Annotated in this window: 14 protein-coding genes; 3 read left to right on the forward strand and 11 right to left on the reverse strand. The window is 72.7% G+C overall.

What is annotated here, in order from left to right; all coding sequences use genetic code 11:
• Window positions 1-13: 13 nt before the first annotated feature.
• Window positions 14-544 carry a GNAT family N-acetyltransferase gene (locus C8E97_RS29725; RefSeq protein WP_121008814.1) on the forward strand — a complete coding sequence of 177 codons (531 nt, stop codon included), beginning with the start codon at window positions 14-16 and terminating at the stop codon, window positions 542-544.
• Between the two features lie 134 nt (window positions 545-678).
• Here the strand turns inward: C8E97_RS29725 and C8E97_RS29730 are convergent, their stop codons facing one another.
• A complete protein-coding gene (locus C8E97_RS29730; RefSeq protein WP_121008816.1) occupies window positions 679-969 on the reverse strand; it encodes a hypothetical protein in 291 nt (96 codons plus the stop codon).
• A gap of 51 nt (window positions 970-1,020) precedes the next feature.
• On the opposite strand from C8E97_RS29730, the gene C8E97_RS29735 reads away from it, so the two are divergent.
• Window positions 1,021-1,380, forward strand: a complete 360-nt coding sequence (locus C8E97_RS29735; RefSeq protein ID WP_147455271.1) for a hypothetical protein — start codon at window positions 1,021-1,023, stop codon at window positions 1,378-1,380.
• A gap of 4 nt (window positions 1,381-1,384) precedes the next feature.
• On the forward strand, window positions 1,385-1,594 hold the full coding sequence (locus C8E97_RS29740; RefSeq protein ID WP_121008820.1) for an FmdB family zinc ribbon protein: 210 nt from the start codon (window positions 1,385-1,387) through the stop codon (window positions 1,592-1,594).
• 118 nt (window positions 1,595-1,712) lie between these two features.
• Here the strand turns inward: C8E97_RS29740 and C8E97_RS29745 are convergent, their stop codons facing one another.
• From C8E97_RS29745 to C8E97_RS29790, 10 genes are all read right to left on the reverse strand, one after another.
• Complete coding sequence (locus C8E97_RS29745) at window positions 1,713-2,315, reverse strand: DUF3558 family protein (protein ID WP_121008822.1); 603 nt, start codon at window positions 2,313-2,315, stop codon at window positions 1,713-1,715.
• 37 nt (window positions 2,316-2,352) lie between these two features.
• Window positions 2,353-4,128 (reverse strand): 3-hydroxyacyl-CoA dehydrogenase family protein, encoded by a 1,776-nt coding sequence (locus tag C8E97_RS29750; RefSeq protein ID WP_121008825.1) that lies wholly within the window; start codon window positions 4,126-4,128, stop codon window positions 2,353-2,355.
• Between the two features lie 432 nt (window positions 4,129-4,560).
• Entirely contained in the window at window positions 4,561-5,445 is an 885-nt protein-coding gene (gene dhaM / locus C8E97_RS29755) for a dihydroxyacetone kinase phosphoryl donor subunit DhaM (RefSeq protein WP_484336685.1), read from the reverse strand.
• A 211-nt stretch (window positions 5,446-5,656) separates the two neighbouring features.
• Window positions 5,657-6,283 (reverse strand): dihydroxyacetone kinase subunit DhaL, encoded by a 627-nt coding sequence (gene dhaL, locus C8E97_RS29760; protein ID WP_121008827.1) that lies wholly within the window; start codon window positions 6,281-6,283, stop codon window positions 5,657-5,659.
• The gene (dhaK, locus tag C8E97_RS29765; RefSeq protein WP_121008829.1) at window positions 6,283-7,284 is read right to left on the reverse strand and encodes a dihydroxyacetone kinase subunit DhaK; all 1,002 of its coding nucleotides are present in this window, start codon (window positions 7,282-7,284) and stop codon (window positions 6,283-6,285) included. Before dhaK ends, dhaL begins: the two co-directional genes overlap by 1 nt.
• 58 nt (window positions 7,285-7,342) lie before the next feature.
• Window positions 7,343-8,845, reverse strand: a complete 1,503-nt coding sequence (locus C8E97_RS29770; protein WP_121008831.1) for an aldehyde dehydrogenase family protein — start codon at window positions 8,843-8,845, stop codon at window positions 7,343-7,345.
• 67 nt (window positions 8,846-8,912) lie between these two features.
• A complete protein-coding gene (locus tag C8E97_RS29775; protein ID WP_121008833.1) occupies window positions 8,913-9,908 on the reverse strand; it encodes a DUF3558 domain-containing protein in 996 nt (331 codons plus the stop codon).
• Window positions 9,909-10,117: 209 nt separating this feature from the next.
• Window positions 10,118-10,363: a hypothetical protein gene (locus C8E97_RS29780; RefSeq protein ID WP_121008835.1), complete on the reverse strand. Its 246-nt coding sequence runs from the start codon at window positions 10,361-10,363 to the stop codon at window positions 10,118-10,120.
• Window positions 10,364-10,374: 11 nt separating this feature from the next.
• Window positions 10,375-12,066 (reverse strand): sodium:solute symporter family protein, encoded by a 1,692-nt coding sequence (locus C8E97_RS29785; protein ID WP_121008837.1) that lies wholly within the window; start codon window positions 12,064-12,066, stop codon window positions 10,375-10,377.
• Window positions 12,067-12,342: 276 nt separating this feature from the next.
• Window positions 12,343-12,756 (reverse strand): hypothetical protein, encoded by a 414-nt coding sequence (locus C8E97_RS29790; RefSeq protein WP_121008839.1) that lies wholly within the window; start codon window positions 12,754-12,756, stop codon window positions 12,343-12,345.
• Between the last annotated feature and the right edge of the window lie 217 nt (window positions 12,757-12,973).

The following is a 12,973-nucleotide window of genomic DNA, read 5'->3' on the forward strand; positions in this document are numbered from 1 at the left end:
TAACGTGCCTCCCATGACGTCGAGCCCGGATGAGATCCGCACCGACCGGCTCCTGCTGCGGCGGGCCGGGCCGGGTGACCTGCGCGCCGCGATCACCGTCCTGTCCGACCCGCGGACCCACCGCTACAACCCGGCCGGTCCGCCGTCGCCGGAGGAGGTGGCCGGGATGCTGGCCGAGTGGCAGGCGCACTGGGCGCACGACGGCATCGGGTACTGGGCGGTGGAGCTGCCGCCGACCGGCGAGGTGGTCGGGTTCGGCGGCCTGCGCCACCACCGGCTGGACGGCGAGCCGACGCTCAACCTGTTCTACCGGTTCCGGCCCGCGCACTGGGGCCGGGGCTACGCGACGGAGATGGCGCGCGCGGCCGTCGAGTGGGCGGACCGGGCGCGGCCGGACCGGCCGGTCGTGATCATCACCGACCCGGACAACGAGCCCTCCCAGCGCGTGGCGAGGAAGCTGGGCTTCACGCACGCGGGCGACAGCATCACGATCGACGGCCCGGTGCTGGTCTACCGACGGGAGGAGGCGACCCTGCGCGCCTGACACCGACCTCTCCGACACCGGCCTCCGCCGGACGCCACCCACCCGGACCGCGCGGGTTGGCCGGCGAACGCCCGCACCCACTCAGACGGATAGCCCCGCCTCCTCTGGGCACACCGGTGACCGGCGAAGCGTGATCAGCGGCGGCGCATCGGGCCCCGGCGGGCGCGGCTGGTCCAGCAGTGCTGGTGCCAGTGCCGCCGGTCCTCGACCGAGCCGTAGTCGCCGGCCGGCCACGCCACGACGTGGGGCGTGCCCGGCCTGATCTCGTGGTCGCAGCCCGGACAGCGGTAGGTCTTCGTGGTGCTCGCGCCCGAGACGTTGCGGACCAGCCACTCGCCGTCCGGTGCGCTCTCCGACCTCGCCCACCCGTGGCCGCCGAGCGGAGGGGGCTCGTCGGGGCGTTGCGGGCGGTTGCGGCGGGGCACGGCGGACGAGGGTATCCCGAGCGCGACCGGTGATCGAATACGGTCCGTGGGGTGAACAGGTGGCAGCGGGCTGTGGTCGGCGTTCTGTTGTTACTGGAGATGGCGGTGGTCGCCCAACCCGCCGTGCGCGCCGGGGTGGGCGACCTGACCCCGGCGAACCGGCCGATCGGCCCCCACCAGGGCATGCTGCTGGCCTCGTGCACGATCCTGTTGGTCACGGCCGGCGCGGGGCTCGCGACGATGCTGGTGCGCCCCCGGTCGCGGACGTGGGTGGCGACGTTCACCGCGGCGCACGCCGCCGCCGCCGCGCTCGGCTGGGCGCACGGGCTGCCGCTGCTGACGCTGGTCTCCGCGCTGGCGGCGTCAGCCGTACCGGCGCTGGTGCTGCTGCCCGAGCAGCCGCCACAATAGGGACGTGCCCACCTACGAATTCCGCTGCAAGTCCTGCGGGTCGACGTTCGACGTGAAGCGCCCGATGAGCGAGGCGTCCGAGCCGGCCACCTGCCCGCACGGCCACGACGACACGGTCAAGCTGCTGTCGATGGTCGGCCTCGGCGGTGTCGGCGCGACCGCCGCGCCGGCCGGCGGTGGTGGCGGGTGCTGCGGCGGCGGGTGCTGTAGCTGACGCCCCCGCACCGCCCCACGCCGAGAGGCCGAGGGCGGTCGGACGTGTCACCCACCGCAACACCCCACCGCGCGCACGTCGCCGCAGGGGTCGAACGCGACGAGGTCGCCGCGGCGGCTCAGCCGGTCGGCTCCTTCGACCGGAGCACCTCGGCGACCTTCTTGCCCTGCTCGCAGATCGCCCCGTACCGGGCCGACCCGTCGATCACGATGATGCCGAGCCCACCACCGGCGTAGTCCATGACGAGCACGCACGACGGCTGCACGCTGGTGTCCGTGGTGCGGTCGAAGTACTTGACCTTGCGGTCGCCCAGGTCGAACTCGCCGTTCGTCTGCTCCAGCGTGATCGGCCGACCGGCGCGGAAGCGCAGCGTCACGCCGACGTCGAGCTGGTCGACCGTGGTCTGCCACTTGCACGACTGGTCGAACTTCGGGTCGTAGCCGGTGTCGGTGGGCGCCGCCGACTTGTCCCGCACCTCGTAGGGCAGGTCCTTCCACGTCAGCAGCTTGCACACGTCGCCGACGGCGTCCGCGTCGGGCTCACCGGACCGGGGCGTCGGTTCCCGCTCGCCGGACCGGGGCGTCGGCTTCTGCTCGGTGGACGAGAACGGCGGTTCGATGTCCAGCACGCCGGCCGACACCGGGGTGCCGTTCACCGTGTACGCGCAGCCGGACGTCAGGCCGAGCGCTGCCACCAGGACCGAGAGAACCGCACGCCGCATGCGACCACCATGCCAAACGCGGAGGACCACCCGGCACTCAGGTGTAGTCGCGGAAACCCTTGCCGGTCTTGCGGCCGAGCCTGCCCGCCGTCACCAGGTGCTCCAGCAGCGGCGCGGGCGCGAAGCCGGCTTCGCGGAACTCCAGGTAGAGCGTGCGCTCGATGGCCAGGGACACGTCCAGGCCGACGACGTCCAGCAGTTCGAACGGCCCCATCGGCAGCGAGCAGCCGACCTTCATGGCGTTGTCGATGTCGTCGGCGGACGCGTAGTGCGCCTCCAGCATCTTCACCGCGTCGTTGAGGTACGGGAAGAGCAGCGCGTTGACGATGAACCCGGCGCGGTCGCCGCAGTGCACCGGCTGCTTGCCCAGGTCCAGGCACACCCGCCGGGCGGTGGCGACGACGTCGGCGGACGTGGCGATGGTCCCGACGACCTCCACCAGCTTCATCACCTGCGCCGGGTTGAAGAAGTGCAGGCCCACCACGTCGCCGGGCCGCGAGGTGGCCGCCGCGCACTCGATCACCGGCAGCGAGGACGTGGTGGTGGCGAGCACCGCGCCCGGCTTGCAGACGTCGTCCAGCGCGCGGAACACGGACCTCTTGACCGCCAGCTCCTCCGCGACGGCCTCGACCACGAGGTCGCAGTCGGCGAGGTCCGCGAACTCGACCGCGGGTGTGACGCGGGCCAGCGCCGCGTCCCGGTCGGCCTCCGCCAGCCGGCCGCGCGCGACCGCCTTGTCCAGCGACCCGCGCACCCGGCCCAGCGCCGCCTCGGCCTTGTCCCGCGAACGGGCCCGCAGGACGACGTCGTAGCCGCGCTTGGCGAACACCTCCGCGATGCCGGTCGCCATGACGCCGGTGCCGACCACGCCGACCCGCCGCACCTCCCGCGCGGGCGCGGCGTCGGCGGACGCGACGGGTGTCAGCGCGTCGGGCACGACGGTCGGCGAGTCGGGCCCGTCGTAGGCGTAGAAGCCACGCCCGCTCTTGCGGCCCAGCAGTCCCGCCGTGATCATCTGCTTGAGCAGCGGGGCGGGCGCGTGGAGCCGGTTGCGGGACTGGTGGTACATCGTGTCGAGGATCTCGTAGGCCGTGTCGAGGCCGATGAGGTCGAGCAGCGCCAGCGGTCCCATCGGGTAGCCGCAGCCGTGGCGCATGGCCGCGTCGAGGTCTTCCCTTGTGGCGTAACGGGATTCGTACATCCGCACGGCGTGGTTGAGGTAGCCGAACAGCAGCGCGTTGGCGATGAACCCGGCGCGGTCGCCGATGACGACCGGTGTCTTGCCGAGGGATTCGGCGAACGCGACCACGTCGGTCACGACGTCCGGCTCGGTGACCACCGTGCGGACGACCTCGACCAGCTTCAGCACCGGCGCGGGGTTGAAGAAGTGCATCCCGACGACCTTGCCGGGACGTCCGGTGCGCACGCCGATCTCGGTGATCGACAGTGAGGACGTGTTGGACGCGAGGACGGTGTCCGGCCCGCAGATCCGGTCGAGGGCGGCGAGCACGTCGGCCTTGCGGTCGAGCTGTTCCGGCACGGCCTCGATGACGAGGTCGGCGTCGGCGAGGGCGTCCAGGGAGGTGTGGAAGGTGATCCGGTCCAGCAGCCGGGCGCGGTCGGCGGCGGTGAGCTTGCCCTTGGCCACCGCGCGCCCGGTCGAGTGGTCGAGGTGCCCGCGCCCGCGCGCCAACCCCTCGTCGTCGACGTCCACCGCGAGGACGGTGCGACCGGTCCGGGCAAGCACCTCCGCGATGCCCGCGCCCATCGTGCCGAGACCGATGACTCCGACCGTGTCGAACTGGCGCGTCACTGCTCTACCTCCCACTCGGCGGAGCTGCTACCGAACGGTAACTTGCGCCCGACTATCCCACGACGGCCACCCGGCCTTCACGTGACCTTCACCATCCACATCGAGCAAGAAACCGGTCAAGCCCACCCGCCCGGCCGACACCCCACAGCGCCACGGGAATCCATACGCGTACGTCGTACTCCTACCCCATCGCCCAATTTAGGCGTACACCATACTCCAACCCTGAAGAACGGGCAGCCGACACACAACCCGCCACACCAGCCCGTGCAGGATTCACATCCGCATCCCGCCACTGCCCACACATGCGCGTACACCGTACTCCTACGCGCAGTCATGCGTGTACACCGCATTCTTACGGGCAGTCATGCGCGTACATCGTACTCTCACGTGCGGCGAGTGAAGTTGGTCGACCGAGGTGGGTGCTTTTGTCCGCTATTCGTCGAAGTCGCGCGCGGCGAGGTCGCGCAATCGCCGCACCGCCTCGGCGGCGTCGGGTCCGGTCGCCACCACCTCGACCCGCGCGCCGCCCGGAGCGCCCAGCCCCATCAGGGCGAGCACGCTGGTCGCATCCGCTTCCCCCGGCCCGAAGCGCACGCGCACCCGTGCGTCCAGACCGGTCAGCGAACGCGCCACCAGGGCGGCGGGCCGGGCGTGCAGGCCGACCTCGTTGGTCAGCTCGACCTCCTCCCGGACGGCGTGCTCGGCGGGCGCACCGGGCGACCCTCCACCGGACAGCTCGGCCGAACCGCCACCCGACAGCTCGGCCGACCCTCCACCGGGGATCCCGGCGGCCCTGTCACCGGGCGTCTCGGCCGAACCGCCACCGGAGACCCCGGCGGGACCGCCACCAGGAACCCCGACGGAACCGTCCTCCGAACCCCCGGCGGAACCGTCACCGAGCACCCCTGCTGAACCGCCACCCGACGCCTCGCCCCTGGCCCCGGCGGGCGCGGCGCGGTCACCGGTCGCCGCGGCGGCCACCTCGTCCAGGTCCGACCCGCGCTGCGCCGCGACGGCGGCCGCGACCGCCCCCTCGACCAGCGGTGCGTCCACCACCCGCACGTCGCCGGCCGACGCCTCGGCCGCCATCTCGGCGACCATCCGCGCGCTGCCCAGGTCGAACAGCACCACGACGCCCGTACCCGAGTCCGCCCGCGAGACCGCCTCGGTGACCGCGTCGAAATCCGTGCCCAGCCCACCCGCACCGTCACCGCCGGACGGCGCGATCGTCACGTCCGGCGCCATCTGGCCGGCCAGCTCCGCCACCCCGTCGGCCAGCAACCTGCTGTGCGACACCACCACGAGCCCGATCACCACGACCTCCCACCACACCGGCCGACACCACGCGCCGCGACCTCCCGCAGGTCCTCACCGGACCCGGCCACCGCGACGCCACACCGAGCACGGGGCACCGCGACCCGCGCACCACCGCTCCCCCACCAGGCGAGCCGCCCCCTCGGCCCCGGCCGACCACTCAGCCCCGGCGAACCACCCCGCCCCGCCGCGCCGCACCCACCCGCGCGCCGCCTCACCGAGCGCTCCCGGCCAACGCCCGCAGCAGCAACGACGTCGACCGCGCACCGGGATCGAGGTGCCCGACCGCCCGCTCACCCAGGTAAGACGCCCGCCCCTTGCGCGCCACCAGCGGCACGGTCGACTCCGCACCCCGCTCCGCCGCCTCGGCCGCGGCGTCCAGCACCCCGGCCACGTCGCCGCCGGCGACCGCGGCCGACGCCGCACCCACCGCGGGCGTCAGCGCGTCCACCATCGTCTTGTCCCCCACGACCGCCTTGCCCCGCGCCACGACGCCCTCCAGCGCCGCCCGCAGCGCACCCGCCACCGCCGCCGCGTCCAACTCCCCCGCATCACCCACCGCCGCCGCCGCGCGCAGGAACCCCGTCCCGTACAGCGGACCGGCCGCACCGCCGACCGTGGAGATCAACGTGGTGGCCGCCAGCTTCAGCACCGCACCGGGCGTCGCGGGCACCTCGGCGTCCAATTTGGACACCACGGCCGCGAAGCCGCGGTTCAGGTTCTCGCCGTGGTCGCCGTCGCCGATCTCCCGGTCCAGCCGCACCAGCTCGTCCCGGTGCTCGGCGACCACCCGCGCCACCGCCCGCAGCGCCTCCGCCACCCGCTCGGCCGTGCACCCCATCAGACACCCCACCGCAGGGCCGCCGTGCGCACGGGCGCGTCCCACAGCTCGACCAGCTCGTCGTCCAGCTTCAGCAACGTCAGGCTCATGCCCTGCATCTCCAGGCTGGTGACGTACGGGCCGACCAGCCGCCGCTCCACGGTGATCCCGCGCTCGGCCAGCAGCCGCTCGGCGATGCCGTGCGCCAGGTACAGCTCCATCAGCGGTGTGCCGCCCATGCCGTTGGTGAACAGCAGCACCCTGTCGCCCTCGGCGAACGGCAGGTCCGCCAGGATCGGGTCGAGCAGCGCGGGCACCAGCGAGTCGGCGGGCGCGAGGGGCACCCGCCGCCGCCCCGGCTCGCCGTGGATGCCGACGCCCAGCTCCATCTCGTCGTCGCCCAGCGCGAAGCTCGGCTGCCCGGCGTGCGGGACGGTGCACGGCGACAGCGCCAGGCCCATCGAGCGGACCTGGCCGATCACCTTGCGCGCCAACGCCTCGCAGCCGTCGAGGCCGACACCGCGCTCGGCGGCGGCGCCGACGACCTTCTCCACCAGCACGGTGCCGCCCACGCCGCGGCGGCCGGCGGTGAACAGCGAGTCCCGCACCGCCACGTCGTCGTCGACCACCACCGTGCGCACGTCGACGCCGTCCACGGCGGCCAGTTCGGCGCCGGTCTCGAAGTTCAGCACGTCACCGGTGTAGTTCTTCACGATCAGCACCGCGCCCGCGCCGCCGTCCGTGCGGGCCAGGGCGGCCTGCACCTGGTCCGGGGTCGGCGAGGTGAACACCGCGCCGGGGCAGGCCGCGTCGAGCATCCCGCGCCCGACGAACCCGCCGTGCAGCGGCTCGTGGCCCGAGCCGCCGCCGGAGACCACCGCGACCTTGCGCGGCACCGGCGCGTCGGCCCGCACCACCACCGCCGGGTCGTACTGGACGTCGAGCAGGTCGGCGTGCGCGAGGGCCATGCCGCGCAGCGCGTCCGCCACCACCGTCGCCGGATCGTTGATGATCTTCTTCAAGGGTGACCTCCATCACCGATGGTCACCCACCTTCCTACCCCACCGGCACGGGGAACGCTCAGCGCCCGTAAAGCAGCCGCACGAGGCGCAGGACCCGCCGCATGGTGCGCGAGCCGCGCTCGTACGTCATCGGGTCGAGGGCCGCGCCGAACCGCTTGCGGGTCACCGCGTGCGCGTAGGCGAACTCGCGCAGGCCGTCCTCGCCGTGGATGCGCCCGAACCCCGAGTCGCCCACCCCGCCGAACGGCAGCCCCGGCACGGACGCGTACGCCAGCACGGAGTTCACCGACACCATCCCGCAGCGCAGCCGCGCCGCCAGCTCGTCGCCCCGGTTGCGCGAGAACACCGTCGCGCCCAGCCCGAAGGGCAGCGCGTTGGCGCGCCGCACGGCCTCGTCCACGTCGGCCACCCGGTTCACCACGAGGGTCGGCCCGAACGTCTCCTCGGTGACGGCCAGGGCGTCCTCGGGCACGTCCACCAGCACCACCGGCTCGACGTACGGCGGCCGGACCGACTCCAGCCCGCCCACGACCGCCCGCCCGCCCCGCGCCAGGGCGTCGGCGACGTGCGACCGGATGACCTCCACCTGCCGGGGCATGGTGATCGGCCCGAAGTCCGCGCCCGGCTCGCCACCGGGCCGCAGCCTGCGCGCCTTCTCGGCCACCAGCCCGACGAACCGGTCGTGCACGGCGTCCACCACGTACACCCGCTCGACGCCCGCGCACGTCTGGCCGGAGTTGAAGATCCCGCCCCACACGGCGGCCTCGGCGGCGGCCTCGACGTCCGCGTCCTCGGCCACGATCAGCGGGTCCTTGCCGCCGCACTCCACCAGCACGGGCGTCAGCGTCGCGGCGCACGCCGCCATGACCTTCCGCCCGGTCGCCGTGGAGCCGGTGAACGCGAGCTTGTCCACCCCGGCCGCGCACAGCGCCGCGCCGGTCTCGCCGAACCCCGTCACCACCTGGAACACCGGGTGCTCGGGCACGACCTCCGCGAACGCCTCGGCCAGGAACACCCCCACGCCGGGCGTGTACTCGCTCGGCTTGAACACCACGGCGTTGCCGGCGGCCAGCGCGTACGCGATCGACCCCATCGGGGTGAACGCCGGGTAGTTCCACGGCCCGATGACGCCCACCACGCCCAGCGGCCGGTACTCCAGCGTCGCCGCGTGGTTGTACATCAGCACGCCGGGTTTGACCTTGCGCCTGCCCAGCACCCCGGCCGCCTGCCGGGCCGCCCAGTGCAGGTGGTCGACGACCAGCGCCAGCTCGGTGCGCGCGTCGTCGGCCGACTTCCCGGTCTCGGCGCTGACCAGCGCCAGCAGCTCGTCGAGCCGGCGGACCAGCAGCCTGCGCCACGCGTCGAGCCGGGCGCGCCTGCCGTCGAACCCGAGGCCGTCCCAGAACGCCGCCGCCGCCCGGCCCGCCTCCACCGCCGCGCGCACCTCGGCCTCGCCGTGCACGGGGTGGTGCGCGACGACCTCGCCCGTGCGGGGGTCCAGCGAGGCGAACCTCCGCTGCTCGTCGACCCGCGGCGGGCCGGTGGGAGCGGTCTGCGTCATGAGGCCCTCCAAGGTGCACGAAGGTGTTACTCGACAGTAACGGCCGACACCGGCGATGTCAGCCCCGTCAGCCCTTCGGGATCTTGGGCAGCACGGCCTTGGCGAACGCCACGGCCGTCGCGCACCGGTCGAACTCCGCCTTCTTCTGACCCGCCGACTTGACCGCCACCAGCTCGCCCTCCTCGCCGGTGTTCATCCGCTGCACCCACTGCACCGTGCACGACGGGTACGCGCCGGTGTTCGCGAGCTGGTAGCCGGTGACCCCGCCGCCGAGGTCCACTTCGGTCTGCTTGGCGTCGAACCGGCGGTCCGGCGGGACGAAGGTCGACCGCAGGTCGAGGGAGACTTCCTTGGCGTCGGCCACCCACGAGCAGGTGTGCAGCCCGTACGGGAACATCCGGCTCGCGGGTCCGACGGCCGCGGCCACGGCGGACTGGTCCACCAGCGCGCACGGGTCCAGCCGGACCAGCGAGTCCTTCGGCGGCGACTGCGCGCCCGCCCTGGCCTTGAGCAGCCCCACCACGGACTCGGCCACCTTGCGGCCGGGGCCGCACGCGTCGCCGTCCTGGTAGCCGATCTGGACGGTCAGGCCCAGCGGTGGCCGCTCCTGCGTGATCACCGAGACGAAGCAGGCGCTGGAGTCCAGCGTCTGCTCGTAGCTCTTGAGGCCGGCGAGCTGCTTGTCCGCCTTCTTCAGCTCGGTGGCCATCGTCTGGCCGATCTCGACGCTGACCGCGAGGTCCTTGCCGTTCTTGTCCGCCATGTAGTTGGAGCACCGGCTGAACCCGGTGGGCGAGACCTCGCCGGGCTTGCCGAACTGCGCCAGGACCTCGCGGTCGAGCAGCTTGCACGGGTCGGTCAGCCGGAGCTTGTCCGGTGCGAAGGCCGGGTCGACCGGCTGACCGCTCGGGGTGTCGGTCGGCGTCGCGCCGGTGGTCTCGGTGACCTTCTCCGCGTTCGCCTGGATGGTGCTGCGCGGGTACGGCTTGTGCTTGGCGAGGTCGGCGCCGGCACAACCGGAGACGACGAGGAGCGCGCACAGGACAGCGACGAGGCGGGGCACGTGAGCACGGTAGCGATCGAATCCGCCATTCGTGGAGAGATCCCTGTGTCGGGCCTCACCAAGCGATACGGGAACGATTCAGTAGATCGACGCGCTGTACCCGGTGTACCCCTATCGAAAGGAGCACGAGTGCGCGACCGCATTCGCCGCGCTGTCCGCTGGCTCGACACCTGGACCGTCGAAGCCTTCAACCCCCTCCACGCGCGCCGCTAGGCGCGGTCGGCGGCGTCCTCGTCCGGCACCACGATCGGGCGCAGGAACGTCCACGTGGCGAACACCGCCGCCAGCACCACCATCCCGACGCCGGCCCACAGGTTGATGTTGAGCCCGTCGGACTTGGCCAGGTCGGCCTCGTCAGTGAAGCCGAGCCCGACCACCGCCAGGATCACCCCGTAGACGCCGAACAGGACGGCGATCACGAGCCTCAGGTCGAACAGACCGGCCTTGTGCGCCACGACGACCTCCCTCAGCCGAAGACGATGTTGAGCACGATGGTCAGCACGAGCACGCCGACGCCGAGCACCACCGGCGAGCGGTACCAGCCGGCGTCCTCACCCGTGGCGGAGTGCCGGCGGCTCTCCTTGGGCGTCAGGCTGTAGACCAGCCCCACCAGCCGCTCCTCCGGCACCGGCCGGGTGACCGACGTGACCGCCACGCTCACCAGGATGTCCACCGCGAACGCCACGCCCGCGCCGACGAAGCTCGCGCCCTGGCCGGGCAGGTCCACGACGCCGGTCTCGGCGAGCACGAACACCAGCACCGCCGCGAGCGTGCCCGAGACCAGGCCGATCCAGCCGGCCGCGGCCGACATCCGCTTCCAGAACATCGCCAGGATGAACGTCGCGAACAGCGGCGCGTTGAAGAACGAGAACAGCGCCTGGATGTAGTCCATGATGTTGCCGTAGCCGGCGGCGAGGAACGCCGTGCCGATGGCGACCAGCGTGCCGCCGATCGTGGCCAGCCGGCCGATCCGCAGGTAGTACTCGTCCGGGCGGTCCTTGCGCACGTAGTCCTGCCACAGGTCGTAGGTGAAGACCGTGTTGAACGAGGACACGTTCGCCGCGACGCCCGCCATGAACGAGGCCAGCAGGCCCGTGATGGCGATGCCGAGCATCCCGTTCGGCAGCAGCTCGCCGATCAGCGCGGGCAGCGCGTTGTTGTAGACGATGCCGGAGCTGTCGTCGCCCGCCTTCAGCGCGCTCAGCTCGGGCACCACCAGCGCCGCGATGATGCCGGGGATGATGACCACGAACGGGATCAGCGCCTTCGGGTACGCGCCGATGATCGGCGTGCGGCGGGCGGCCGACATGCTCTTGGCCGACAGCGCGCGCTGCACCTCGGCGAAGTTGGTCGTCCAGTAGCCGAACGACAGCACGAAGCCCAGGCCGAACACGATGCCGAGCACGCTGAGCACCGGGTTCTGGATGCCGGTCAGCTCGGTCGCCGGCCACGCGGACAGCTGCTCCGCGCCGCCGGGCCCGGCCGTCACCCGGTCGACCAGGCCGTCCCAGCCGCCGACCCGGTGCAGGCCGACGAGGGTCAGCGGCAGCAGCGCCGCGACGATCACGAAGAACTGGAGCACCTCGTTGTAGATGGCCGCGGACAGGCCGCCGAGCGTGGTGTAGGTGAGGACGACGAACGCCGCGATCACCACCGACAGCGGGATCGGCCAGCCGAGCATGAGGTTGAGCAGGAACGCCAGCGCGTAGAGGTTGACGCCCGCGATCAGCACCTGCGCGACGGCGAAGCTGACGGCGTTGACCAGGTGCGCGCCCTTGCCGAACCGGCGGCGCAGGAACTCGGGGACGCTGCGGACCTTGGAGCCGTAGTAGAACGGCATCATCACCAGGCCGAGGAAGACCATCGCCGGGATCGCGCCGATCCAGTAGTAGTGCACGGTCGCCATGCCGTACTGCGCGCCGTTGGCGGCCATGCCCAGCAGTTCGATCGCGCCGAGGTTGGCGGAGATGAACGCGAGGCCGGTGACCCAGGCGGGCAGCGAGCGGCCGGAGAGCAGGAAGTCCAGGCTGGACGACACCGAGCGCCGCGCCAGGAAGCCGATGCCCAGGACGAACGCGAAGTAGATCGCGAGCAGCGCGTAGTCGAGCGGCCCGGCGTCCAGCCGGAGATCCGCCTGCCCCTCGGCGAGCACGGGCACCGTCGCCCACCTCCTTGTTCAAACAAGGTCCAACAACACCGGACACTAGCGCACACCCGATCACGCCGACCGTAGTGCAACCGGGGGGACTTCGCTGGGCTGAACTACCCACGTCGAGGGGTGTTCAGTCCTCGACTTCGACCGGACCGCGAACTCGCGCGAGCGCGCCGGCCCGCACGGTTGGCGACGGGTGTCGACCTCGTCCGCCGGACGGGCGGTTCCCTGGCGTTTTCCGACTAACGGGTGAGCGCGGGCCGAGGGGTGGAGCGGTCGGGGCTAGCGGGTGAGCACGAACGGCGTCTCGGCGTAGAACGGGCCGGAGGTCGCGCCGAACACGAATTGCGCGCCGGGCTCGGCGTCGCGGAACGAATCCGGCACCACCACCGGCGCACCGGCGAACCGCCCGGCGGCGTCCGTCGTGGCGTCACCGACCCGCCGGCCGTGGAGGGTGAAGACGACCCGCGCGCCGGCGGGGTACCCCTCGCCGCTGAGCCGGACCTCGTCACCGGCGCGACCGGCGTTGGGCCGGGCGACCAGCTGGGCGGTGGGCGCGACGGCGGCCGAACTCGCCCCGACCCGCACCGGGACGTCCGGCTTCGGCACGAGCGCGGTCCGCTGCGCGCAGCCGGCGAGCACGGCGAGCGGCACCAGGACCAGGACGGCCGACAGGCCGGGTCTTCGTCCGCGCACGACGCCCTCCTTTGCCGGGCAGTCAGCGTATATCGCCGGATCGCGCCTGCCACGCGGCCGAACGGCGGATCGCGCGACCGGGCATTGCCGAGCACTTTTCGGATATGGGCGCGGCAAGGGGAATTCAGCGGTCGAACCGGCCGCCCGCCGTGGCCGGCGCTTCGGCCGACCACACGAGGTGCAGCCGCCGCACGTCCTCGTCCTCCGTGCTGATCTC

The sequence above is a fragment of the Saccharothrix australiensis genome (assembly GCF_003634935.1).
Taxonomy (GTDB): domain Bacteria; phylum Actinomycetota; class Actinomycetes; order Mycobacteriales; family Pseudonocardiaceae; genus Actinosynnema; species Actinosynnema australiense.